The 25,199-nt window shown below is 61.3% G+C and carries 22 protein-coding genes and 1 pseudogene; 9 read left to right on the top strand and 14 right to left on the bottom strand.

The genetic code is table 11. The features are described 5' to 3' along the window. Position 1: 1 nt before the first annotated feature. From AC07V9_RS10240 to ffh, 10 genes and pseudogenes are all read right to left on the bottom strand, one after another. Positions 2 to 2,122: pseudogene (locus AC07V9_RS10240) on the bottom strand (transporter substrate-binding domain-containing protein); the annotation flags it as partial. Positions 2,123 to 2,257: 135 nt separating this feature from the next. Next, positions 2,258 to 3,682, bottom strand: coding sequence for a threonine synthase (thrC, locus tag AC07V9_RS10235; protein ID WP_495015600.1), 1,425 nt, complete (start codon positions 3,680 to 3,682; stop codon positions 2,258 to 2,260). A 146-nt stretch (positions 3,683 to 3,828) separates the two neighbouring features. Further along, a complete protein-coding gene (locus AC07V9_RS10230) occupies positions 3,829 to 5,133 on the bottom strand; it encodes a homoserine dehydrogenase (RefSeq protein ID WP_495015599.1) in 1,305 nt (434 codons plus the stop codon). Positions 5,134 to 5,221: 88 nt separating this feature from the next. Then, positions 5,222 to 5,965 carry a bifunctional protein-disulfide isomerase/oxidoreductase DsbC gene (gene dsbC, locus AC07V9_RS10225; protein ID WP_495015598.1) on the bottom strand — a complete coding sequence of 248 codons (744 nt, stop codon included), beginning with the start codon at positions 5,963 to 5,965 and terminating at the stop codon, positions 5,222 to 5,224. Between the two features lie 134 nt (positions 5,966 to 6,099). Beyond that, positions 6,100 to 6,996, bottom strand: coding sequence for a site-specific tyrosine recombinase XerD (xerD, locus tag AC07V9_RS10220; RefSeq protein WP_495015597.1), 897 nt, complete (start codon positions 6,994 to 6,996; stop codon positions 6,100 to 6,102). 252 nt (positions 6,997 to 7,248) lie between these two features. Then, the gene (rplS, locus tag AC07V9_RS10215; RefSeq protein ID WP_003440273.1) at positions 7,249 to 7,599 is read right to left on the bottom strand and encodes a 50S ribosomal protein L19; all 351 of its coding nucleotides are present in this window, start codon (positions 7,597 to 7,599) and stop codon (positions 7,249 to 7,251) included. 45 nt (positions 7,600 to 7,644) lie between these two features. Further along, complete coding sequence (trmD, locus tag AC07V9_RS10210) at positions 7,645 to 8,397, bottom strand: tRNA (guanosine(37)-N1)-methyltransferase TrmD (protein WP_495015596.1); 753 nt, start codon at positions 8,395 to 8,397, stop codon at positions 7,645 to 7,647. 3 nt (positions 8,398 to 8,400) lie between these two features. Further along, positions 8,401 to 8,937, bottom strand: a complete 537-nt coding sequence (gene rimM, locus AC07V9_RS10205; protein WP_495015595.1) for a ribosome maturation factor RimM — start codon at positions 8,935 to 8,937, stop codon at positions 8,401 to 8,403. Between the two features lie 5 nt (positions 8,938 to 8,942). Then, entirely contained in the window at positions 8,943 to 9,194 is a 252-nt protein-coding gene (gene rpsP / locus AC07V9_RS10200; protein WP_166593605.1) for a 30S ribosomal protein S16, read from the bottom strand. 245 nt (positions 9,195 to 9,439) lie between these two features. Beyond that, positions 9,440 to 10,819, bottom strand: coding sequence for a signal recognition particle protein (gene ffh / locus AC07V9_RS10195; protein WP_495015594.1), 1,380 nt, complete (start codon positions 10,817 to 10,819; stop codon positions 9,440 to 9,442). A gap of 253 nt (positions 10,820 to 11,072) precedes the next feature. Between ffh and AC07V9_RS10190 the strand changes: the two genes are divergently transcribed. From AC07V9_RS10190 to AC07V9_RS10180, 3 genes are all read left to right on the top strand, one after another. Beyond that, positions 11,073 to 11,885 carry a cytochrome C assembly family protein gene (locus AC07V9_RS10190; RefSeq protein WP_495015593.1) on the top strand — a complete coding sequence of 271 codons (813 nt, stop codon included), beginning with the start codon at positions 11,073 to 11,075 and terminating at the stop codon, positions 11,883 to 11,885. A 12-nt stretch (positions 11,886 to 11,897) separates the two neighbouring features. Then, positions 11,898 to 13,136, top strand: a complete 1,239-nt coding sequence (locus AC07V9_RS10185) for a CNNM domain-containing protein (RefSeq protein WP_495015592.1) — start codon at positions 11,898 to 11,900, stop codon at positions 13,134 to 13,136. 438 nt (positions 13,137 to 13,574) lie between these two features. Then, on the top strand, positions 13,575 to 14,897 hold the full coding sequence (locus AC07V9_RS10180; RefSeq protein ID WP_495015591.1) for an MFS transporter: 1,323 nt from the start codon (positions 13,575 to 13,577) through the stop codon (positions 14,895 to 14,897). Between the two features lie 239 nt (positions 14,898 to 15,136). Here the strand turns inward: AC07V9_RS10180 and purT are convergent, their stop codons facing one another. The 4 genes from purT to AC07V9_RS10160 form a co-directional block, all read right to left on the bottom strand. After that, complete coding sequence (purT, locus tag AC07V9_RS10175) at positions 15,137 to 16,318, bottom strand: formate-dependent phosphoribosylglycinamide formyltransferase (RefSeq protein ID WP_495015590.1); 1,182 nt, start codon at positions 16,316 to 16,318, stop codon at positions 15,137 to 15,139. A 288-nt stretch (positions 16,319 to 16,606) separates the two neighbouring features. Then, positions 16,607 to 16,825, bottom strand: coding sequence for a DUF1289 domain-containing protein (locus tag AC07V9_RS10170; protein ID WP_495015589.1), 219 nt, complete (start codon positions 16,823 to 16,825; stop codon positions 16,607 to 16,609). Further along, a complete protein-coding gene (locus AC07V9_RS10165) occupies positions 16,825 to 17,349 on the bottom strand; it encodes a gamma carbonic anhydrase family protein (RefSeq protein WP_495015588.1) in 525 nt (174 codons plus the stop codon). The genes AC07V9_RS10170 and AC07V9_RS10165 overlap by 1 nt, the downstream gene beginning before the upstream one ends. A gap of 70 nt (positions 17,350 to 17,419) precedes the next feature. Further along, entirely contained in the window at positions 17,420 to 18,031 is a 612-nt protein-coding gene (locus tag AC07V9_RS10160; protein ID WP_495015587.1) for a CoA pyrophosphatase, read from the bottom strand. Between the two features lie 157 nt (positions 18,032 to 18,188). Here AC07V9_RS10160 and AC07V9_RS10155 point away from each other — a divergent pair, with 157 nt between their 5' ends. The 6 genes from AC07V9_RS10155 to ptsP all read left to right on the top strand — a co-directional run bounded on the left by AC07V9_RS10155 (position 18,189) and on the right by ptsP (position 25,187). After that, positions 18,189 to 18,740: an NUDIX hydrolase gene (locus AC07V9_RS10155; RefSeq protein ID WP_495015586.1), complete on the top strand. Its 552-nt coding sequence runs from the start codon at positions 18,189 to 18,191 to the stop codon at positions 18,738 to 18,740. Between the two features lie 49 nt (positions 18,741 to 18,789). Continuing rightward, a complete protein-coding gene (locus AC07V9_RS10150; RefSeq protein ID WP_495015585.1) occupies positions 18,790 to 19,353 on the top strand; it encodes a L,D-transpeptidase family protein in 564 nt (187 codons plus the stop codon). Between the two features lie 380 nt (positions 19,354 to 19,733). Further along, complete coding sequence (locus tag AC07V9_RS10145) at positions 19,734 to 20,465, top strand: GntR family transcriptional regulator (protein ID WP_495015584.1); 732 nt, start codon at positions 19,734 to 19,736, stop codon at positions 20,463 to 20,465. 38 nt (positions 20,466 to 20,503) lie between these two features. Continuing rightward, positions 20,504 to 21,610 carry an N-acetylglucosamine-6-phosphate deacetylase gene (gene nagA / locus AC07V9_RS10140; RefSeq protein WP_495015583.1) on the top strand — a complete coding sequence of 369 codons (1,107 nt, stop codon included), beginning with the start codon at positions 20,504 to 20,506 and terminating at the stop codon, positions 21,608 to 21,610. Further along, positions 21,591 to 22,613 (top strand): SIS domain-containing protein, encoded by a 1,023-nt coding sequence (locus tag AC07V9_RS10135; RefSeq protein WP_495015582.1) that lies wholly within the window; start codon positions 21,591 to 21,593, stop codon positions 22,611 to 22,613. The genes nagA and AC07V9_RS10135 overlap by 20 nt, the downstream gene beginning before the upstream one ends. A gap of 39 nt (positions 22,614 to 22,652) precedes the next feature. Continuing rightward, positions 22,653 to 25,187 carry a phosphoenolpyruvate--protein phosphotransferase gene (ptsP, locus tag AC07V9_RS10130; RefSeq protein ID WP_495015581.1) on the top strand — a complete coding sequence of 845 codons (2,535 nt, stop codon included), beginning with the start codon at positions 22,653 to 22,655 and terminating at the stop codon, positions 25,185 to 25,187. The last annotated feature ends 12 nt before the right edge of the window (positions 25,188 to 25,199 follow it).

Here is a 25,199-nt window from a genome sequence, read left to right as displayed (position 1 = left end):
ACGACGCCTGGAGCTCCAGCCGGGCCTTAGCCAGTGCCTCTTCGAGGCGTCTGAGCTCGCTGATGTCGGTCCATCCGCCTACCACCCCCTGCACCTGACCATCGGCACGGTAGAAAGGCGCACGCCATTGCCGGGTGTCGATCCGGCGGTCAGCCAGCACCAGCACGCTGTCTGTCAGCATGGCCTTGCGGGTCTGCAACAGCGCCATGTGATCGGCGTGCATCTGCCCGGCCTGCTCACGGGGGATCAGGTCGATATCGATCACCCGGCGCCCCTTCATCTGCTCGTAACTAATCCCGATGCTGGCCTCGTAACCACTATTGCAGGAGACCAGTCGCCCTTGCAGGTCCCGTACGTAAACCGGATCGGGAAGCCCCTGTAGCAGCGCCTGGGTAAACGCCTGTTGGTCGTGAAGCTGTTCTTCGATGCGCTGACGTCCCGCGATGAGGCCATTGAGGCGGCTTTGCCAGGTGAGCGAGACCAGTCCCAGCAGAATGGCGATCCCGCACGTCCAGAGGACCCATTGCGGAATTCGTTGCCAAATGGAAGGCTGCGGTAGCATCGTCCCCAGCCATTTCATGCGGATGGCGCGCATTTCCGCGACCGGAAACTCATCGAGGGCCTTGTTGAGGATGCTCAACAGCTCAGGCTGAGCCTTCACCACCGCGAAGCGATCAGGCGACCACAGGCCATCGACACTACGCCCCACTTTCAGCTTTCCGGGGGGATAGCCCCACGCCCCGGCTTCGTTCTGGATGGTCGCCTGTGCATGGCCGATTTCCACCAGCCTGCGCGCCTCTGCGTAGGTGGGCACCAGCTGCAGAAGAACTTCCGGATAGCGGGTGCGGATGTAATCCAGCAACGCGTGACTCATCGGCATGGCCAGGACCTGCCCCGACATCTCGACCAGCGTGGGCGGTGACGCCTCGTCAGCACGCACGACATAAACCCAACTGTTACCGCCGTAGGCATAGCTGAAGTCCAGAAACATCCTGCGCCCGGACGTCTCGGCCAAGGTGGTATTCATGTCGGCTTGACCCGAACTCAGGGTCTGCAGCGCCGCTTGGGTGGAGGGCATCGACTGATGGACGAAATCCAGTCCGGTCATACGTGAAATGCGCTCCAGCACTTCAACGTTCAGCCCCGCCCACTGCCCGTTTTCATCCTTGAAGATGTAGGGCGGGTGATGGGTGGAGGCCACCGTGACCTGCGGGTGTCGACGTACCCACTGCTGCTCGTCAGCGCTCAGACGAATCCGCTGCCCCTCGACCTCGGCTCCCAGCCCCGAAGTCCAGCGTCTGAGGATTTCCCGGTTGAGCGATTCGTCCAGACCACCCAAAGCCCGATCAAACAACCTGCGCAGCGATGTGTTGTCGCTGCGCACGGCAAAGGCAATGCCGGCCGACGGCAACAGGCTGTCGAACTTGATCTGCAGATTGAGGAAAGGACGCAACGCAGTGTAGGAACGCACCACGATTTCGTTGCCGATGAACGCATCCACATCGCCTTGCGCCAGTGCCTCCATAGCGCTGTGCAGCGTCGGTGCCAAGATGATTTCGCTATCGGGATAGGCCCGATGTACAGCCGCGGCGTCAGCGTAGCCGTCCAGCAGGGCAATCCGTTTGCCTTCAAGCGAGGAGAAAAAGCTGAGGTCTGCTCCGCGGCCCACCACGACAGCCCGGTCAGCCAGGTAGGCGCGAGTGAACGCGAGCCCCTCGATGCCCCGTTCATAGCCGTTGGCGTTGGTCAGAAGATCGATCTCTCCGGACTGCAACGCCGCGACCGCCTGTTCGCGCTTGGAAAATCCCAGCACCCTCACGGGGGTCGCCAGTTTGGCACCCACAATGCTCAGGTAATCGGCGCTGATGCCTTGATAGCGGTTGTGATCGCTGGTGATATCGATCGGTTCGTAATCGGCAATGGCGATGCCGACCCGAAGCACGTTCCGGTCGTCCAGCCATTGTCGTTCATGCGGCTCAAGTGCCAATGCCTGCTGACTGAGAAAAGGGGGCGCCAGGGTGAACGGCAGCCGTTGCGCTGCCTGACTGGCCTGACTCCAGAGGTACGCGAGCAGTAACAGCGCCCACAGCGTGTATCTGGATAGGTTGGGCTGGACGGGCATTCCTTGCGTGTCCATGTTCATGTGTTCTACCGCCACTGAGTTGTTTGCGAAAAGCGAAAGTTGCCGCAAGTGTGGCATGCAGAAACGAGAAGGCCCGCTGGGGAGCGGGCCTTTGTTTGTTACACAGCACTACGATCAGAGCGGCTTGCCGCGGTTGCCGTGCTGGCTGACAAAGGCCTGCATGGCTTTCAGGTCATTCGGCAGGACAGTGCAGCGCTCGTCACGCTCGAACAAATCAGACAAATGTGCAGGCAATTCGAGTGCTTTTCCTACACCGGCTTTCTGCACGGCTTCCGGGAATTTGACCGGATGCGCGGTGCCCAGGATCACCATCGGGGTATCCAGGCTGCGGCGGCAGTCGCGTGCGGCCTTGACGCCAATGGCGGTATGCGGATCGAGCAGCTCACCGGTGCTGGCGAACACTTCAGCGATGGTTTCGCAGGTTTGCTCGTCACTGACAGCCAGGGAATCGAACAGCTTGCGGGTTTCGGTCCAGCGGTCTTCTTCGACGCTGAAACCGCCACCTTTCTTGAAGCTGTCCATCAGCTCGGCAATTGCCGCACCGTTGCGACCGTGCATGTCGAACAGCAGACGTTCGAAGTTCGACGACACCATGATGTCCATGGACGGCGACAGCGTGGCGTGCAGGGTTTCCTTGACGTACTGATTGCCGCTCATGAAGCGGTGCAGGATGTCGTTGCGGTTGGTGGCGACGACCAGCTGGCTGATCGGCAGACCCATGTTGCGGGCCAGGTAACCGGCGAAGATGTCACCGAAGTTGCCGGTAGGCACCGAGAATGCCACCGATCGCGCAGGTCCGCCCAATTGCAGCGCAGCATGGAAGTAGTAAACGATCTGGGCCATGATCCGCGCCCAGTTGATCGAGTTCACCGCGACCAGTCGCGTGCCTTTGAGGAAGCTCTGGTCAGCGAAGCTGTTCTTGACCATTTCCTGGCAGTCGTCGAAGTTGCCTTCGATGGCGATGTTGTGGATGTTGTCGCCGAAGATGGTGGTCATCTGACGGCGCTGAACGTCCGAGACGCGGTTGTTCGGGTGCAGGATGAAGATGTCGACGTTGTCGCAACGACGGCAGCCTTCGATGGCCGCAGAACCGGTATCACCGGAGGTAGCGCCGATGATCACCACGCGCTCGCCGCGTTTTTCCAGCACGTAATCCAGCAGGCGACCCAGCAGTTGCAGGGCGAAGTCCTTGAACGCCAGGGTCGGGCCGTGGAACAGCTCCATGACCCATTCGTTGCCGTTCAGTTGACGCAGCGGAGCGACCGCGCTATGGGCGAACACGCCCTGCTCTGATGAAGAGTACGTTTCTTCGAGGATCTTCTTGAAATCGGCATCGGGAATGCTGCTGGTGACGAACGGGCGCATGACCCGGAACGCCAGCTCGTGGTACGGCAGGCCGGCCCAGGAGGCGATTTCTTCCTGGGTAAAGCGTGGCAGGTTTTCAGGAACGTACAGACCGCCGTCACTGGCCAGGCCGGCGAGCAGGACGTCTTCGAAATTCAGGGCCGGTGCCTGGCCGCGAGTACTGATGTAGCGCATAAGTCAAACCTTCGGTTTGAGCGACGAGCTTCGAGCTGCAAGCGACAAGTAAAAGCGAATCCGTTTTTACCTTCAGTCTGCGTAGAGAAGCTCGCCGCGATGTGATTTTGATCTTGCTTGAAGCTTGCAGCTCGAAGCTTGCCGCTTCAGTTCAAATGTTCGACGCGGATGCGGACAACCGGGCCCGCGACGCCTTCCAGCGCCTCCAGTGCCTCAATGGCGTCGTTGATGCTCTGCTCGACCACGCGATGGGTCAGCAGGATCATCGGTACCAAGCCATCCTGCTCTTCGGCTTCCTTCTGCATGATCGACTCGATGTTGATCCCGCGCTCGGAGAGGATGCTCGCCACCTGCGCCAGCACACCGGGGTGATCCTTGGCCTGAATCCGCAGGTAGTAGGCGCTTTCGCAATCCTCGATCGGCAGGATCGGATGGGCCGACAGCGAATCAGGCTGGAACGCCAGATGCGGTACGCGGTTTTCCGGGTCGGTGGTCAGCGCGCGAACGACGTCGACCAGGTCAGCCACCACGGACGAAGCAGTGGGCTCCATGCCCGCGCCCGCGCCGTAGAACAATGTGGAACCTGCAGCGTCACCGTTGACCATCACCGCGTTCATCACGCCGTTGACGTTGGCGATCAGACGATCGGCCGGGATCAGCGTCGGGTGCACACGCAACTCGATACCGGCCGCAGTGCTGCGCGCCACGCCCAGGTGCTTGATGCGGTAACCCAGCGCTTCGGCGTAATTGACGTCAGCGGTGGTCAGTTTGGTGATGCCTTCGGTGTAGGCCTTGTCGAATTGCAATGGAATGCCGAATGCGATCGACGCCAGAATGGTCAGTTTGTGGGCCGCATCGATGCCCTCGACGTCGAAGGTCGGATCGGCTTCGGCATACCCCAGCGCCTGCGCTTCAGCCAGCACGTCCGGGAACGTACGGCCCTTTTCACGCATCTCGGTGAGAATGAAGTTGCCGGTGCCGTTGATGATGCCCGCGACCCAGTTGATGCGGTTGGCCGACAGGCCTTCGCGAATTGCCTTGATGACCGGAATGCCTCCCGCCACGGCGGCTTCGAAGGCGACGATGACGCCCTTCTCGCGAGCTTTGGCGAAGATTTCGTTACCGTGAACCGCGATCAGCGCCTTGTTGGCGGTGACGACGTGCTTGCCATGATCGATGGCCTTGAGCACCAGTTCGCGCGCGACGGTGTAGCCGCCGATGAGCTCGATGACGATGTCGATTTCAGGGTTGATGGCCACCTCGAAAACATCGGAGGTGGTCGGGGTACCGGTAATCTGGCAATTGGGGTTTGGCGTACGCACGGCAATTTGCGCCACTTCGATTCCACGCCCGGCACGGCGGGCAATTTCCTCGGCGTTACGCTTTAGCACATTGAAGGTACCGCCACCGACAGTACCCAGCCCACAGATGCCTACTTTGACCGGTTTCACTATGAACTCCCCGTAAAACGGCCGGCGCGAGGCCGACCGTGGTATCAGCCGCATGACAGTGCGGCTCGCTGTTGAACTGGTTATTGGATTACTTGGCGGCGCTCAGCGCCAGTTTCGCCACTTGCGGCGCAGGCTGGTAGCCTGGAATCACCTGACCGTCGGCCAGCACGATGGCCGGTGTGCCATTCACGCCGATGGCCTGGCCGATCTCGAATTGTTTGGTGACCGGGTTATCGCACTTGGGCGCCTTGATGTTCTTGCCGTCGACCATGCGGTCCATTGCATCACGACGGTCCTTGGAGCACCACACGGCCTGCAGTTGCTCGTCGCCCGGCGAGCCCAGGCCCTGACGCGGGAAGGCCACGTAACGCACTTCGATGCCGCGCTTGTTCAGCTCAGGCACCTCGCCATGCAGCTTGTGGCAGTACGGGCAGGTGGTGTCGGTGAAAACGGTGATGTGCGACTTGGTTTCGCCCACAGCCGGGTAGACGACCATTTCCGCGGTCGGGATACCGTTGATGGTCTTGGAAATCGCCTGACGTTCGACCTTCTCGGTCAAATTGACCGGCTTGCCGCCCTGGATCTGGTACAGGTTGCCCTGCATGACGAACTGGCCGTCAGCGCTGGCGTACAGCACGCGGCCGCCCTTGAGGTTGACTTCGTACAGGCCGTTGAGGGGGCTGCTGGAAATGCTCTCCACCGGGATTTCCAGATTCAACGTTTCCAGGGTTTTGCGGATGGCCTTGTCGGAAGCCTCGTCGGCGTGTGCGAACAGGCTGAAGGTACTGGCCAGCGCTACGACAGCAGCACCGATAAAACGAGTCACGCGCATGAAAACTCCTCGAGCGGTGGGCAGACAGAGCTTTTTCGGGGCTCCCATCTGCGAAACCGGCAAAGCCTATCACATAAGGCCCGCGAGGCCGACGCCGACTGATGTAAGACTCGTCGTATTTTCCTGTTGGCCGATTACCCGCGCGGATGATGTTTTGCGTGCAGTTCCTGCAGGCGTGCGCGGGCGATGTGGGTGTAGATCTGCGTCGTCGACAGGTCGCTGTGGCCCAGCAGCATCTGCACCACGCGAAGGTCGGCGCCGTGATTGAGCAGATGGGTGGCAAAGGCATGGCGCAAGGTGTGCGGCGACAGGGATTTGCCGATTCCGGCGACCTTGGCCTGCAGTTTGATGCGGTGCCAGAAGGTCTGGCGGGTCATCTGCTCGCCACGCAGGCTGGGAAACAGCACGTCGCTGGGACGACCATTGAGCAATTGCGGCCGACCATCGCGCAGGTAGCGCTCGACCCAGACGATGGCCTCCTCACCCATCGGCACCAGGCGCTCTTTGCTGCCCTTGCCCATGATGCGCAACACGCCCTGGCGCAGGTTGACCTGTTCCAGGGTCAGGCTGACCAGCTCCGTCACGCGCAGTCCGCAGGCATAAAGGACTTCCAGCATCGCACGATCGCGCTGGCCAATGGCTTCGCTCAGGTCGGGGGCTGCGAGCAAGGCTTCAACGTCCGCTTCAGACAGGGATTTGGGCAGTGGCTTGCCCAGTTGCGGCATGTCGACCTGCAAAGTGGGGTCGACGGCAATCAGCTTTTCCCGCAGCAACCAGCGATAAAACCCACGCACACCGGACAGAAATCGCGCAGATGAGCGGGCCTTGTAGCCGTTGTCCACACGCCAGGCCAAGTGATCGAAAATCACCCCGCGCCCGACATTCATCAGATCGATGCCCCTTTCCTGCAGCCAGCCATTGAACAGCGCAAGGTCGCTGCGATACGAATCGCGGGTATTGTCAGACAGGCCCTTCTCCAACCACAGGGCGTCGAGGAAGCGGTCGATCATGGGGTGGTCCAAGGCGGGCATGGGGTCAGACTTGAGTGAGGGAAAACGGAGGGAGTCTTTCATATCCGTTAGTCCGATACAAAATCACCCACAGAGACATGATCTGGGAGTGAGCTTGCTCCAGATAAGGGTTATCCAGCGACGAGTTTTTACAGCTGATACAGCATTCGTGAGCAAGCTCACTCCCACACGTTTTGTGCGGCCTGAACATTTCCACCAGGCATAAAAAAAGCAGCCCGAAAGCTGCTTCTTTCTGCATCGAAAAAACTGGAATTAAGCCAGTTTTTCCTTGATGCGAGCTGCTTTACCCGACAGGTCACGCAGGTAGTACAGCTTGGCTTTGCGAACGTCACCGCGACGTTTCACAGCCATGCTGTCGATTTGCGGGCTGTAGGTCTGGAAAGTACGCTCAACGCCAACGCCGTTGGAGATTTTACGAACAGTGAAAGCACTGTTCACACCACGGTTACGCTTGGCGATGACAACGCCTTCGAAAGCCTGCAGACGGGAACGGTCACCTTCCTTTACTTTCACCTGAACGACAATGGTGTCGCCCGGGGCAAAAGGAGGGATCTCTTTGGTCATCTGCTCTGCTTCGAGGGCAAGAATGATTTTGTTGGTCATGCTCTGTGCTCCTAAGGTAAATCAGTCGGATTTACCATCGATACGTTAACTATCGTCCCGCTCACGGAGATATTCCGCCAGCAGCTTCTTCTCTTCTCCAGAAAGCGAGCGGCTTTCCAGAAGATCGGCGCGTCGTTCGTAGGTCCTTCCAAGGGACTGCTGCAAACGCCAACGTCGGATGTGCGCGTGATTGCCGCTAAGCAATACGTCGGGAACACGCTGATCCGCATACACCTCAGGTCGGGTGTAATGCGGGCAATCCAGCAGACCGTCCGTGAAGGAATCTTCCTCCGCGGAGTCTACATGCCCTAAAGCTCCAGGCAGCAGTCGCGTAACCGCATCGATCAGAACCATGGCTGGCAGCTCACCGCCAGACAACACGTAATCCCCAATCGACCACTCTTCATCGACATGAGCCTCAATAAAGCGCTCGTCAATGCCTTCATAACGACCGGCAATCAGGATCAGTGCCTGTTCCTGTGCCAACTCGCGTACCGCAGACTGATCAAGCTTGCGGCCTTGTGGCGACAGGTAAATCACCTTCGCCGCATCCCCCGCCGCCTGCCTGGCCTGAACCAGAGCGTCTTCCAGGGGCTTGATCTTCATCACCATGCCAGGGCCGCCGCCGAAAGGGCGATCGTCCACCGTGTGATGCCGATCCGTGGTGTAGTCCCGCGGATTCCAACAGGTGAGCTGCAACAGCCCCTGTTTCACCGCACGGCTGGTAATGCCGTATTCGCTGATGGCGGAGAACATCTCGGGAAACAAACTGATGACTTCTATGCGCAGGCTGGCCATTGCTTAGAAATCCGCGTCCCAATCCACCTTCATCTCGCCTGCAACCAGGTCGACGGCCAACACGCATTGCTCCGTATAGGGCAACAGGCGTTCGCGATCATCCAGACTGCCCGCGCAGGGCTTGACCACCATTACATCGTTGGAGCCGGTTTCCAGTAGGTGATCGATTTTCCCGAGCAACTGCCCAAGATGGTCGATGACCTTCAGACCAACGAGCTGGTACCAGTAGTACTCGCCGTCGTCCAGACCAGGCAGCATGTTGCGTGGCACGCAGATCTCATAACCGGCCAGAAGACGAGCTTCTTCACGATCATCGAGACCCTTGAGCTTCGCGACCAGGAACTTGTCGCTCCCGCGCCCGCTGACCAGCTCAACCTGCTTCACATTGCCTTCGCGCTTGAGCGTCCAGGTTTTGTACTGCAACAGGTTTTCAGTCGGATCAGTAAAGGAATACACCTTCACTTCGCCGCGAACGCCATGTACCGAATAAATCTTGCCGATGACGATCAGATCGTCGGCAGAAGCTGGCGTCGCGTTCATATTGCTCAGGCCGCAGCCTTAGCAGATTCCTTCAGCAGCGAAGCAACACGCTCAGAAGGTTGTGCACCCACGCTGAGCCAGTAGTTCAGACGCTCTTGGTTCACGGACAGACGGATTTCCTGACCACGGGCAACCGGGTTGAAGAAACCGATTTGCTCTTTGTGCGAACCGTCGCGTGGGTTACGGCTGTCGGTCACAGTCAGGTGGTAGAACGGGCGCTTCTTGGAGCCGCCAAGGGCCAGACGGATTGTTAGCATTGAACAATTTCCTGTTAGTGTGCTGCAAATCTAAGGTGCACGAACGGGCACGGGTGCCCGAAAGGCCGCATATTCTAAGGAATATCCGGACGTTTGCAAATGACTTTTTCCGGCGCAGGGCACCGGCAAGCTCAGATCTGCCTTGAGGTCGCCGTCATTGACGGCGGATAAGTGCCTGCTTTCGCGGGCCATCGGGAGGTCATCCCAAAGAAAGACGCGCGGACGAACGGTCCGCGCGCTGCATGTCAAAGGCGAGGCATACCACCGCCGCCGGGCATCATTCCGCCCAGACCGCGCATCATTTTCGCCATACCGCCCTTGGCGGAGAACTTCTTCATCATCTTCTGCATCTGCTTATGCTGCTTGATCAGACGCCCGATATCCTGCACCTGCGTTCCCGAACCCATGGCGATACGGCGCTTGCGTGAACCGCTGATCAGCTCCGGGTCACGACGCTCGGCGGGGGTCATCGAGTTGATGATGGCTTCCATCTGCTTGAACTGCTTCTCTGCGGCATTCTGCGCGTTGCCCATCTGCGACAGGTTGACGCCACCGATGCTCGGCAGTTTATCCATGAGGCCACCCAGGCCGCCCATGTTCTTCATTTGCTGCAGCTGATCGCGGAAGTCTTCGAGGTCGAAGCCCTTCCCTTTCTTCAGCTTCTTGGCCAGTTTGTCGGCCTTGTCTTTGTCGAGGGTCTGTTCGGCCTGCTCGATCAGGCTGAGCACGTCGCCCATGCCCAGGATGCGCGAGGCGATACGATCCGGGTGGAAAGGCTCAAGTGCCTCGCTCTTCTCGCCCATACCGATGAACTTAATCGGCTTGCCGGTGATGGCGCGCACCGACAGCGCAGCACCGCCACGGGCGTCGCCGTCGACCTTGGTGAGGATCACACCGGTCAGCGGCAGGGCGTCACCAAAGGCCTTGGCCGTGTTGGCGGCGTCCTGGCCGGTCATGGCGTCGACCACGAACAGGGTTTCAGCCGGCTTGACCGCTGCGTGCAGCGCCTGGATCTCGCCCATCATCTCGGCGTCGATGTGCAGACGGCCGGCGGTGTCGAGGATCACGACGTCGATGAATTTCAGTTTTGCTTCTTTGATGGCCGCTTCGGCGATGGCCACCGGCTTCTGGCTGATATCGGACGGGAAGAACGTCACGCCGATGTCGTTGGCTAGGGTTTCGAGCTGTTTGATCGCCGCCGGGCGGTAGACGTCGGCCGACACCACCATCACGGTTTTCTTTTTGCGCTCTTTGAGGAATTTCGCCAGCTTGCCCGCCGTGGTGGTTTTACCTGCACCCTGCAGACCCGCCATCAGGATGACCGCAGGCGGCGTGACGTTGAGGGTCAGCTCTTCGTTGGCGGCCCCCATCATCTCTTCGAGTTCGGCCTGGACGATCTTCACGAACGCCTGGCCCGGCGTCAGGCTGCGCGACACCTCGGTGCCAACGGCGCGTTCCTTGATGCGATTGACGAAGTCTTTGACCACTGGCAAGGCGACGTCGGCTTCGAGCAGCGCCATACGCACTTCACGCAGAGTGTCCTTGATGTTGTCCTCGGTCAGCTTGGCCTTGCCAGTGACCTGGCGCAGCGTCTGCGAGAGACGATCTGTCAGATTTTCAAACATGCGTGATCCTTTGAGTTCGCGACGAACCCCAGTGGGTGCGGCCCTGCCCCTGAAGCCCGCGCGATGATGTGAAGCGTATGGCGCGGTGCATATATAGAGGGAACAGCGCTCGGCAAGCCTGTGGTGTGAGCAGGTCGCGGATTATAGCGAAGAGTCTGACGCTCGGACACCATGACGTCTGCTTCTGTGGTCTTTCGTGCCGTGAGGGTTCTATGCCAAACTCAGCGGCTTTCGGGCACGCCCTTCAGGATCTATGTTCCCCTTGCTACCGAGTTTGCTATTCAGCCTCGCCGCCGCCGTCCTCTACGCCGCTGCGACCCTCTATCAAGGTACTCGCCTGCGTCAGGGCAAGAAGGCCGACAAATGGCTGCTTTGCCTGATCGGCTCCCTCGCCGTTGCCTGCCAGGCCAGCGCGCTTTTCGGCCAACTGGTACGCCCGATTGGTCTGGGTCTGGACTTCTTCAGCGCGGCCAGCCTGATCGCCGTCGCGGTGATCATCGTGACCATGCTGGCGTGCATTCGCATTCCCGTTGAAATCCTGCTGATCCTTTTGTTCCCGCTGGGTCTGTTGACCACCCTGATGGCGCAATTCGCGCCCACCGGCACGCTGCAGCCAATCGTCGGCGAACAGGGTCTGATCGGGCACATTCTGCTGTCGATCCTGGCCTACGGCATGTTCACCATCGCAGTGTTTCAGGCCTTGCTGCTGTTGCTGCAGAACCATCAGTTGAAGAACAAGCACCCTTCCGGCCTGATCAAGAACTTCCCGCCGCTGCAAACCATGGAAAGCCTGCTGTTTGGCTTCCTCTGGGCCGGCTGGACACTGCTGTCGATGTCGCTGATTTCCGGCTGGCTGTTCGTCGAGAACCTGTTTGCCCAGCATCTGGTGCACAAGACCCTGCTGTCGATCCTGGCCTGGATCGTATTCAGTGTGCTGCTGTGGGGGCGCACGCGTCTGGGCTGGCGCGGCCATAAGGCCATTCGCTGGACGCTGGGAGGTTTCCTGCTGCTGATGCTCGCCTACTTCGGCAGCAAGCTCGTTCGCGAATACATCCTGCACATCTGACGGGCGCTGACCATGGAAAACCTGCCCACCGGCACGATGCTCGCGCTGCTCGCTCTGCTCACGCTCTGGTCGGCGCTGTTCACCGCCGTTGAGGCCGCGCATTACAACCTGCGCGCCGTGCACATCAACCCGCGCTCGACCGAACCGCCCAAACCCGTGCTGGCGTTCAACCTCAACAGCCTGATTCTGGGCAACACCCTGATCAAGGTGCTGATCAGCATCCTGGCGACGCTGCTGGCGATCAGCCGGTGGTACTCCCATGGCCCACTGATCGCCTGGATCGGCGTCGCCAGCGTATTGGTGGTCATTACCGAATTCATTCCGCGCAAGCTGGCTGCACGCCGGCCCGAGGCGATTCTGCTGCTGGGCAACAATGTGCTGCGCATCCCGATGCGCCTGCTGCGCCCACTCACCTGGCTGTACAAGAACATCGCCAAACTGCTGCTGCGCCCGTTTCTGTCCAAACGTCGCCCGGACACCGCTGCCGATGACGACGACATGGGCGCCGTCGTCTATCAGGACAACGAAAGCCAGTTCGGCCGCTCGCGGGTTCTGTCCGGTATTCACGCGCTGGACAGCATGACGGTCAATGACATCCTGGTGCCGCGCAGTGAAGTCGACGGCATCAATCTGGACGAGACCATCGAGGAGATCACCGACAAGCTGATCATCTCGCGCCACACGCGTCTACCGGTCTATCACAACGACATCAACCAGGTGGAGGGCGTGATCAATACGCGCATGATCAGCCACCTGCTGCCCCGCGGACAGTTGACCAAAGATGCGCTGAAGGCGGCGTGCTACGAGCCCTATTTCGTCCCCGAGAGCACGCCGCTGCAAATGCAACTGCTGAACTTTCACAAGCAGCAGCGGCGCATGGGCGTGGTGGTGGACGAGTACGGTGAAGTGCTGGGGATCGTCAGCCTGGAAGACATTCTGGAAGAGATCGTCGGCGAGTTCGAAAGCGAGCAGTCCCTCGACAACCCGCACATTCACCCGCAGCCCGATGGGCGTCTGGTGGTCGAAGGCGCGGCGTCGATCCGCGATTTGAACAAGAGCCTGGGCTGGCACCTGCCTGCCGACGGCCCCAAGACCCTCAACGGCCTGATCACTGAAGCGCTGGAAACCATTCCCGACAGTTCGGTATGCCTGAAGATCGGCCCCTATCGCCTGGAAACCCTCGAAACCGAAGACAACCGCGTCACGCGCGTGCTGATGTGGCAGAACAGCCGGACCAAAGACGTCATTTAATCTACGTATGAAAGCCTTGAGACGAAGGTAAGGCAAGGCGAAAACAGCCGAGGAACGGCCGGGGTCGCGCTCGACTCTACGGGTTGTAAATGAGCATTCCGAGGCTGTTTTCAACGCAGCATGACCGAGTATCAAGACTTTCGTACAGCGCGTTTGAAACACTTGTCTCCGCGCTGAAGCCCTTCCTATAATCGAGCCGCTTACCCAGCCCCGCCGACCCGCGTGCTACCCGCACAATGCGTGAGTCGGCCAGTCACTCAGCCTGACGTCTTCTCGCAGCTCCCCTGGCGCCCGCTCTCATCCCGAGCTTTGCCAATACCCTGCCCGCATCCGGGCTAGTCTGTTCAGCGCTGTACCCAAAATAATTAACGATTGCCGCAGCGCGCAGAACGTTTCCTCGCCCGCTGACAGGCAAGATGACTGCCAGGGATCACCGCAATGACCAGTACTTCCACCTATCAGCCCAGTGGCGAAAGCGCGGCACAGCCCGCCAATTCCGCCGCCCGCGTGGCCACTGCCAGCTTCATCGGCACTGCCATCGAGTTCTATGATTTCTACGTCTACGCCACCGCCGCCGCACTGGTGATCGGGCCGGTGTTCTTCCCGCAGACCTCCAGCACCGCACAGATGCTGTCGGCGTTTCTGACCTTCGGTATCGCTTTTCTCGCACGCCCTCTGGGCTCGGCGCTGTTCGGCCACTTCGGCGATCGCATCGGGCGTAAATCGACGCTGGTAGCTTCGTTGCTGCTGATGGGCATCTGCACCACCTTGATCGGCGTGCTGCCAGGCTATGACGCCATTGGCTCGTGGGCGCCGATTCTGCTGTGCGTGCTGCGCTTCGGCCAGGGCCTTGGGCTTGGCGGCGAATGGGGTGGCGCAGCGCTGCTGGCCACCGAAAACGCGCCGAAAGGCAAACGGGCGTGGTTCGGCATGTTTCCACAGCTCGGCCCTTCGATCGGCTTTCTTGCCGCCAATGGCCTGTTTCTGACGCTGGCAATGACGCTGAACGACGAGCAGTTCCGTTCTTGGGGCTGGCGCATTCCGTTCCTGCTCAGCGCCGTGCTGGTGGTGATTGGCCTGTATGTGCGCCTGAAGCTGGAAGAAACGCCGGTGTTCGCCAAGGCCATCGCCCGCCACGAGCGTGTGAAGATGCCGATTGCCGAGCTGTTCTCGCAGTACTGGGCACCGATGCTGCTAGGCGCCGCTTCGATGGTGGTGTGCTACGCGCTGTTCTACATCTCTACGGTTTTCTCCCTGAGCTACGGGGTCAAGACGCTGGGCTACAGCCGCGAATCCTTCCTCGCCATGCTGTGCTTTGCCGTGCTGTTCATGGCGCTGGCCACCCCGCTGTCAGCGTGGGCGAGCGACCGTTTCGGCCGCAAACCCGTGCTGATCATCGGCGGCGTGCTGGCCATTGCGTCGGGCTTCTTGATGCAGCCGCTGCTGACCCACGGCACGACCTGGGCCGTGACGCTGTTCCTGTCCATCGAGCTGTTCCTGATGGGCGTGACCTTCGCGCCGATGGGGGCCATGTTGCCTGAGCTGTTCCCGACCCGCGTGCGCTACACCGGCGCATCGGCGGCCTACAACATCGGCGGCATTGTCGGGGCCTCGGTCGCGCCGTTCTTTGCACAGCAATTGGTGGAAATGGGCGGCTTGAGCTGGGTCGGCGGGTATGTGTCGGCGGCGGCCTTGATCAGCCTGATTGCCGTGCTGTGCCTGAAGGAAACGCGGAATGCGGATCTGGATACGATTGCCTGATCACCTGTAAACGCATAGACATCTCGAGCTGAAACTGGGGGGAAGTGACCCACGGTCTTGCACTGGCAATACAACCTGTGGGAGCTAATTCATTCGCGAGAGGCCGGTATGTCTGGCCTCTCTATGTCGACTGCACCGACGTCTCGCGAATGAATTCGCTCCCACAGGGGTGGGCCGATACTGCGGCAGCACAAACAAAAACGGCGCCCCTTAGGGCGCCGTTTTTGTTGCGGGAACGCTTACAGCTGCACCTTCACCGCCATCGAAGCGCGGGTGGCCTTGCGGCGCGCCGCTTCGATCGACTCGTCACGGGCCAATGCCACACCCATGCGACGCTGGCCGTTGACTTCCGGCTTGCCGAACAGGCGCAGCGCGGTGTCTGGCTCGCTCAGCGCCTGTTCCAGATTGGCGAATGCGGTCTGGTTCGAGGTGCCTTCTACCAGAATCACTGCCGAGGCCGAAGGGCCGAACTGACGGATCAGCGGAATCGGCAAGCCCAGAATCGCGCGAGCATGCAGGGCGAACTGCGACAGGTCCTGCGAGATCAGGGTCACAAGGCCGGTGTCATGGGGGCGCGGCGAGACTTCGCTGAACCACACCTGATCGCCCTTGATGAACAGCTCGACGCCGAACAGGCCACGGCCGCCCAGCGCTTCGGTCACGGCCTTGGCCACGCGCTCGGATTCCGCCAGCGCCGCCGGGCTCATGGCCTGAGGCTGCCAGGACTCCTGATAGTCGCCCTTCTCCTGACGATGGCCAACCGGCGCGCAGAAGGTGGTGCCACCTACGTGACGCACGGTCAGCAGGGTGATCTCGTAATCGAAATCGATGAAGCCCTCGATGATCACGCGGCCTTTACCGGCACGACCGCCTTCCTGTGCGTAATCCCAGGCTTTCTGCACGTCAGCGTCGGTTTTCAGCAGGCTCTGGCCCTTGCCCGACGAGCTCATGACCGGCTTGACGACGCACGGGAAGCCCAGGTCTTCGACGGCCTTCTTATAGTCTTCGAAGGTGTCGGCGAAGTGGTACGGCGAAGTCGGCAGATCCAGTTCTTCAGCGGCCAGACGACGAATGCCTTCGCGGTTCATGGTCAGCTGCGTGGCGCGCGCGGTCGGGATCACGGTGAAGCCTTCAGACTCAAGCTCCACCAGCGTCGCGGTGGCGATGGCTTCGATTTCCGGGACGATGTAATGCGGCTTCTCGGCCTCGATCACGGCACGCAGTGCAGCGCCGTCGAGCATGTTGATCACATGGCTGCGGTGCGCGACCTGCATGGCCGGAGCATTGGCGTAACGGTCGACGGCAATCACTTCAACGCCCAGACGTTGCAGTTCGATCACCACTTCCTTGCCAAGCTCGCCGCAACCGCAGAGCAATACGCGGGTCGCGGTCGGCGACAGCGGAGTTCCGATTTGAGTCATCTCAGGTCCTCGTGGAGCAGATATCGAGGGCAACCCGCCACAGGCGAGCAACCGCAGGTCATAAAGGCGCGCAATTTAACATGAAGGCCGGGAAATGGGGCGCTGCGGGTGACGGGTGATCCGATGATTGCCGCAGCTTTTTGCAACACCGCTACACCTGTGGGAGACGTCGGAGGTTACGACGGCAGCGAACGCGGTGGATCAGTTGCAGGTGAATTGCCCGACACACCGCGTTCGCCACTGTCGCACAGCTCCAGAAGCTCCCACAGGTCCGGCGCAGTGCCCAGTCTATCGGCCAGGCACCGAAAACATCATCCCACTGGCCCGCGCGCGCGCGTCGCACAGCACCAGCACGGCGCGCCGCTCGTCGTTGCTCATGCGGCTCCAGCCGGTGATTTCCGCGACCGTGCGCTGGCAGCCGACGCAGATGTCGGCCTCGTCCAGCGCACAGATGCTCACGCAGGGCGAGCGTACGGGTTTTTCGTGAATCGGGTGTTCTGTGGACATCAATCTTCCTGGGGAGCCAGCTCGCGTGCGTAACGCTGTGCATTGTGAACGTAATGGGCGGCGCTGGCTTCGAGCATTTTCTTCTGGGCGTCGGTCAGTTCGCGCACGATCTTGCCCGGCGAGCCCATGACCAGCGAGCCATCAGGAATTACCTTGCCCTCGCCGATCAGCGAATTGGCGCCGATGATGCAGTATTTGCCGATCTTCGCGCCATTGAGGATCACCGAGTTGATGCCGATCAGCGTGTTGTCGTCGACCGTGCAGCCATGCAGCATCACGTTGTGACCGATGGTCACGTTCTTGCCGATGGTCAGCGGCGAGCCCATGTCGGTGTGCATCACGGTGCCATCCTGAACATTGCTGTTTTCGCCGATGTCGATCCACTCGTTGTCGCCACGCAGCACCGCGCCGAACCAGACGCTGGCGTTGGCGTGCAGACGGACCTTGCCGATCAGCGTGGCGGTGGGCGCGATCCAGCTTTGCGAGTGCGCTTCGACGCGGGAATCGCCCAGACGGTATTTCATATTGTTTTCCTCATGGATCGGCTCTTCGGCCGTGGGTCGAGCACGGGGCTCACGGTAAATGAAGCGACGCTCAGGATTTCAGGGTCAGAATGGCCGAGCGTTTGGGCGGATGGTGCAGGCTGATGTTGCTGTCGAACAGCACGTTCATCAGCTCCACGATCATGATCGCGGTCAAGCCCCAGATCTTGAACTCGCCGAACCGGTAGCTCGGCACGTACCAGCTGCGGCCCTGATAATCGATACGGTGGGTGTGCTCACGGGCGTCCTGGCGGAAAAACGCCAGCGGCACGCTGAAGACGGCTGCGATCTCGCCATCATTGGGTTTGTACTCGACAAAGTCCGGAATGACACCGACGTAAGGCGTGACCTTGATGCCGTGCTTGGAGATCAGCGGGCTCAGCGGGCCGACGACCTCGACCAGACCGGGCGGCAGGCCGATTTCTTCTTCTGCCTCGCGTAATGCGGTAAATACCAGATCGACGTCTTCGGGGTCCCGACGCCCACCGGGAAATGCCACTTCGCCACCATGGGTTGACAGGCCGCTGGCGCGCAGGGTCAGCACCAGTTCAGGCTCGTCGCTACGGGTGATAGGCAAGAGCACCGCGGCCTCGGGGAAGCGTCCGTCATTTTCCAGAGTGCCCGGCGTGTGGCTGCTTATACGGCGAAGAAGCTCGTCCAGCATGGGAATTCTCGATCTGTTGCCTGTCCGGCATGATGCACCAAAGCGCGAAGGCGCCCAACCCCTTGGCCTGCCATCGAGGGGCCTGAAACAAGACACAGCTTGCCGATCACCCGCGCCACACGCCAAGATAGACGCTGACGCAAGGAACGATTCGATCATGAAATTCTGCAGCCACTGCGGCGAACAGGTCACCCAGCGCATCCCCGAGGGCGACAGCCGTCCGCGCTACGTGTGCGATCACTGCCACACCATCCACTACCAGAACCCCAATATCGTCGCGGGCGTGTTGCCGGTCTGGGAGGGCAAGGTATTGCTGTGTCGACGCGCCATCGAGCCGCGCCTGGGGTATTGGACACTCCCGGCAGGCTTCATGGAAAACGGCGAAAGCGTCGAACAGGCCGCCCGTCGCGAGACCGTCGAGGAAGCCTGCGCCGTGCTGGACGACCTGTACCTGTACGCGATGATCGACGTACCGCACATCAGCCAGGTGCATATTTTCTACCGCGCCAACATGGCCAGCCCGGATTTTGCCGCAGGCGTCGAAAGCCTTGAAGTAAAGCTGTTCGACGAGGCTGACATTCCCTGGTCCGAGCTGGCTTTCCAGACGGTCAGGCGTACCCTAGAATGCTTTTTTATCGACCGGCGGCATCAAGAATTCCCGGTGCATACCGATTGCCTGTCTGTCTCACCTCCCCTTAAAACCACTTGATCAGATGACGACGCGCGATGCCTGCGCGAGCTTCAGGGATACCGTGTACATGCGCTGGTTGCTGGCTGTTCTATGTCTGTCGTTCGTTCCGCTGTCCCAGGCTGCGTTCACTCAGACCATCGTGCCCAAGGGCAGCGAGCAGAAGTTCGTCGACGGCAAGGTCGTCGACACCCAAGACATCGCCAACCGCAGCATCGACAAGATTCTGGTGCTCAAGTCCGCTCACCAGTTGCAACTGATGAGCAAGGGCGAGGCGCTGAAGACCTATCGCATCTCCCTGGGCAAATACCCCAAAGGCCCAAAACTGCAGGAAGGCGATCAACGTACCCCTGAAGGTTTCTACTGGCTCGACTGGCGCAAGACCAGCGATGCCTACAACCTGTCGCTGCACATTTCCTACCCGAACATCTCCGACTCCGCCCGCGCCCGCCGCGAAGGCGTGAACCCCGGCAGCATGATCATGATCCACGGCACGCCGATCAACGAAGAGTACCCGGAGTGGTATTTCCACACGCTTGACTGGACCAATGGCTGCATCGCCATGAAGAACAGTGACATTCGTGAGGTGTGGGATCTGGTCAAGGACGGCACGATGATCGAGATCCGGCCGTAAGCCACTTGAATACCATTCGACGCGTGCTGCTTCTGCCGAAGGCGTAGGAGCAAGCTTGCTCGCGATCTGCCGCGAAGCGGCAGCAAAACCGGGCACTTGCGTTTCTTCTGACGCACCGCGCATACCGAATTTGCTGCCGCTGCGCGGCAGATCGCTGGCAAGGTGGAGCGCCACCCCGGCGGCTCCTACGGCCTCCGGCCAGAATCAAAAGCGAACGGCATTTCCAATTCGTAAGTCCAGCGCCCCCCTCCGCCAAACGTCACCACCCTGTGACCAAAAAACCCTTTCCTCTGATACCAATCCCGTTGACGTGGTATGCAAGTGGTATTACTTTCGGGCACATTCTCCGAACATAATTCCAACCCCTTCGGACCCCGACGATGAATGCGATCCTCGCCCTGCGCCCCGACGACAGCCAGCCGACGCCGCTGTACCTGCAGTTGGCGCGCAATCTGGAAGCGGCCATCCATGCAGGCCAGTGGAAAGCCGAACAGGCATTGCCCTCCGAGCGCAGCCTCAGCGAAACCCTGAACATATCCCGCGTGACCGCTCGCAAGGCGCTGGAGATCCTGCTGGAGCAAGGCCTGATTCGCCGTAGCCAGGGCTCGGGCACGTTCATTACCCCTCGCCTGGAACAACCCTTGTCGCGTCTTTCCAGCTTCAGTGAAATGCTGCGATTGAAAGGTTTCACCCCCAGCTCCCAGTGGCTGCAACGTGACGTCGCCCTGCCGACCCACGAAGAACTGATCCGCCTGAGCCTGTCGCCCACCGAAAAGGTCGCGCGGCTCAAGCGCTTGCGTATGGCCGACGGCATCGTCATGGCGGTCGAGCTGAGCACCCTGCCCGCCGCGCTGTTGCCCGAGCCTGAAGCCATTGGCGATTCACTGTATGCGCATCTGGATTCCATCGGCCGGCCCGTGGTGCGCGCCCTGCAGCACATCCGCGCGATCAACGCCTCGGCAGAAATGGCCGCACTGGTGGGCCTGGAAACCGGCACCGCCATGCTGCTGATGACGCGGATTGGCTACCTGGCCGACAACACCCCCATCGAGCTGACCGACACCTACTGCCGCGACGATTACTACGATTTCGTCGCCGAGCTCCGTCGCTAACCCCTGCACCCAAGCGCTCAACCACCCACGGAGCCTGCATGTCCGACTTCAACATCCTCACCCCCGACGGCTGGATTCGCGGCCGGTTGCAGCATCGCGACGGACGGGTGACGAGCATTCAAGGCGTGCCCTGCAACCCGCAGGACAACAACTTGGCCTACCTCCTGCCGGGTTTTATCGACCTGCACGTCCATGGGGGTGGCGGCAGCGACATCATGGAAGGCGCCGAGGGCTTCGACACCATCGCCCGCACCCATCTGCGCTTCGGCACTACCTCGCTGCTGGCCACGACCATGACCGCCCCTGCCGCCGAGATTCGTCAGATCCTCGAACAACTGGGCGGGCATTGTCAGCATCGCGCGTCAGAAACAGCCCGCGTGCTGGGCGTGCATTTGGAAGGCCCCTACATCAATCCCGGAAAACTCGGCGCTCAACCTAATCACGCCCACGCCGCGCTGCTCAGCGAGGTCGAGGATTACCTGAGCCTGGCGCCGATCAAGGTCATCACCATTGCCCCGGAAATCGCCGGGCATGTCGAGCTGATCAAGGCCCTGTCTTGCAAAGGCGTGCGCCTGCAAATCGGTCACACCCTGGGCAGCTATGAAGAAGGCGTCAATGCCCTCCAAGCCGGGGCCACCAGTTTTACCCACCTCTATAACGCCATGAGCCCGCTGCACCATCGCGAGCCCGGCATCGTCGGCGCGGCCCTGGCCCACGCGCGCTATGCCGAGCTGATCCCCGATTTGCTGCACGTGCACCCCGGCGCGATCCGCGTGGCGCTACGCTCGATCCCCTGCCTGTATTGCGTCACGGACTCGACCGCGGCCACCGGCATGCCGGATGGCGAATACAAGCTCGGCAGTCACACCGTGACCAAGTGCCTGGGCGGCGTGCGCCTGGCCGACGGCACCCTGGCCGGCAGCACGCTGACCATGGATCAGGCGCTGCGCAACCTGGTGAAAATCGGCCTGCCGCTGGCCGAAGCCTCACAACGCCTGTCGCAATTTCCTGCGGACTATCTGGGCATCGAAGAACGTGGCCGCCTGCAACCCGGCAGCTGGGCGGACGCCGTTTACCTGGATCGCGAGCTGAAACTCACCGCCGTCATGGTCGAAGGAGAGACCCTTGAACTCAAAAATGCTTGAAGAGGCCCTCGCCTCCGCGGACGCCGTTCGCCGTCAGCTGGACGTGCTGGAGCCGCGCCTGATCGACCTCGGACAACGCCTGCGCAACGCCGAGTCACAGGTGATCCTGTCAGTGGCACGGGGCAGTTCCGATCACGCCGCCAGCTATTTTGCCTACCTGACCATGCAGCTCGCGGGTGTGCCCGTGGCCTCGTTGCCGATGTCGGTGGTGACGCTGCACGACTCGCCGATGCGCGTGCGAAACCAGCCCGCGATAGGTTTTTCGCAATCGGGCCAAAGCCCGGATCTGGTGGACAGCCTGCGCAAACTGCGCGAGCGCGGCGCCTTGAGCATTGCCATGGTCAACGCTGAAGGCTCGCCCCTCGAACAGGCGTGCGAGTACGTGCTGCCCTTGAACGCGGGCCCTGAACTGAGCGTGGCGGCGACCAAAAGCTTCATCGCCACCCTGAGCGCCAGCGCCCGGCTTGTTGCGCACTGGCAGCAGGACGCCGAGCTGTTGCGGGCTGGTCAGACATTGCCCGAACACCTGCACCAAGCGGCGCGTCAGGACTGGTCGCCCGCCATCGAGGCACTGCGCGATTGCCAGCGCCTGATGGTCATCGGTCGCGGCACCGGCTTCGCCATCGCTCAGGAAGCCGCACTGAAATTCAAGGAAACCTCCGGCATCCAGGCCGAAGCCTTCAGCAGCGCCGAAGTGCGCCACGGGCCGATGGCATTGGTGGGCGATCACTATCCGCTGCTGATCTTCGCCACCCGCGGCGCCGAACAGGCCAGCCTCCTCGCCCTCGCCGCCGACCTGCGCGAGCGCGGCGCCACCGTGCTGCTGGCTGCGCCCGATGACATCGCCGAGCGCGACCTGACCTTGACCTGCGCCGATCACCCGGCCCTCGATCCGATCCTCGCCATCCAGAGCTTTTACGTGATGGCCGCAGGCCTTGCCCAAGCGCGAGGGCTGGACCCGGACCAGCCGCGACACCTGAGCAAAGTCACCAAAACCCACTGATCCCGCGCCGCCTCAAACGACGCCAGCAAGGACGATGTCATGCATAACAATAAACAAATGACGTTCAGCGCTCCGTTCAGCGGGGCCGTGCTGAAACAGGCCCGGATTCCCGACCCGGTGTTCGCCGAAGGCGCCATGGGCCAGGGGCTCGCCATCGACCCGCTGGATGACGTGCTGCACGCGCCGTTCGCCGGGGTGGTGATCAACGTCGCGCGCACGCGCCATGCGGTGAACCTGCGCGCCGACAATGGCAGCGAGTGGTTGCTGCACGTGGGCATCGACACCGTCGGGCTCAACGGCGAGGGCTTCGAGGCGCTGGTCAAGGACGGCCAGCGAGTGAAAGAAGGCCAGCCACTGCTGCGCTTCGATCTGGACAAAGTGGCGCGTGAAAGCCGCAGCCTGGTCACCCCGCTGATCCTGCTCAATGGCGATGAGTTCACCTTCGCCCTGACTCACCCGTCAGGCTCGGTCAATGTCGGCGAACCGTTGCTGACGGTCACAGCGTTGGCCCAACAGACTCAAGATCCTTCCAATTCCGATGTTCGGGCCAAACAGGCCCGAGGCAGCATTCGCGTCGCCCACAACGGCGGCCTGCATGCACGCCCCGCTGCCCTGGTGCGCCAGACCGCCCGCCAGTTTGCCAGTCACGCCGAGCTGCATTTCGCCGGCGCCAGTGCCTCGACCGACAGCGTCACCGGCCTGATGGGGCTGGGCATTGCCGAGCAGGATGAAGTGGAAGTGGTGTGTCTGGGCCATGACAGCGAAGTCGCGCTACAGGCATTGCTCAAAGCGCTGTCCACGCCCTCGCCCGATGAAAAACCACAGCCTGCGACCGCGACCATCGCTGCGAACTTTAATGCGGCAGACAACGAACCGGGCGTGATGCGCGGCGTCACGGCCTCGCCGGGTTTGGCCAGCGGTCCGCTGTTTCGCCTCGACACTATTGAGCTGGACGAAGACCTCGGCGGGCATCGCCCCGACGAACAGCGGCAAATCCTCAGCGAAGCGCTGGTGCAGGTGCGCGCCGACATCAGCGTGGCCCTTGATCACAACCATCACGAACAGAGTGCGATCTTTGCCACCCACCTGGCGATGCTCGAAGACCCGGCCCTGCTCGATGCCGCCTACGACGCCATCGATCAAGGCCACGGCGCTGCCCACGCCTGGAGTCAGGCCGTGCTGGTTCAATGCGACCGATTGGAAAACCTCGGCAACACCGTGCTTGCCGAACGCGCCAACGACCTGCGTGACCTGCGTCAGCGGGTGTTGCTCACCTTGATCGGCGATGCTCGCGATGTGGAAGTTCCGGCCGGCGCCATCGTCGTCGCCCGCGAACTCACGCCTTCGGATTTGCTGATGCTGGCGCAGTGCGGCATCGGCGGTATTTGCATGGCTGAGGGCGGCGCCACCTCTCATGTCGCCATTCTGGCCCGCAGCAAAGGCTTGCCGTGTGTGGTGGCCTTGGGCGCGTCGCTGCTCGATGTCGCCACCGGGCAGGAAGTGGTGCTGGATGCCGACAGCGGACGCCTGGAGCTCGCGCCCGATGAAACTCGCCTACGCGGTATTCAGACCCTTCATACGCAACGCTTCGAACAGCGGCAACGCCAGCAACAGCACGCGCACCTGCCGGCGCTGACCCAGGATGGCGTGACGATCGATGTCGGCGCCAACGTCGCTTCCCGCGCCGATGCCGAGAACGCGCAACTCAATGGGGCTGACGGCGTGGGCCTGCTGCGCACCGAATTCCTCTTCGTCGACCGCAGCACCGCGCCCACCGAGGACGAGCAACTGGCGGCCTACCAAGGTGTGCTCGATGCCATGCCTGAGAAGCCGGTCATCATTCGCACCATCGATATCGGCGGCGACAAACAACTCGACTACCTGCCCCTCCCCGCCGAGGTCAACCCCGTGTTGGGCCTGCGCGGCATTCGTCTGGGGCAGGCGCGCCCTGAATTGCTCGATCAGCAACTGCGCGCCCTGCTGCGAATCAAGCCCTTGGCGCGCTGCCGCATCCTGCTGCCGATGGTTACCGAGGTAGGCGAATTGCTCGCCGTCCGCTCGCGCATCGATGAGCTGGCGTTGCAGGCAGGTATTTCTGAGCGCCCAGAACTGGGGGTAATGATTGAAGTGCCATCTGCCGCGCTGCTCGCCGGTCAGTTGGCTGAGCACGCGGACTTCCTGTCCATCGGCACCAACGACCTGTCGCAGTACACCCTGGCCATGGACCGCGACCACGCAGGCCTGGCCGCTCGCGTCGATGCGCTGCACCCGGCGTTGCTGCGACTGATCGCCATGACCTGCAGCACCGCCGAGAGCAAGGGCCGCTGGGTCGGCGTGTGCGGCGCGCTGGCATCGGACCCGCTGGCCACCGCCGTGCTGATTGGCCTGGGCGTGCGCGAGTTGTCGGTGAGCCCGCCACAGGTCGCGGAGATCAAGGCTCAGGTGCGCGAACTGGACACCCGGCAATGCCAGGCGCTGGCCCAACACTTGTTGAACCTGAGCAGCGCCGAAGACGTGCGCGAAGCCTGCCGCACCTTTCAGTCGCAGGTGCTGACGCGCAAAGCCAGCGCCTGACTGACCAGACAT

Source organism: Pseudomonas sp. GW821-FHT02A11, assembly GCF_059421985.1.
The sequence above is the reverse complement of the archived record's forward strand: the minus strand, read 5'-3'. Positions and strand labels throughout refer to the sequence as shown.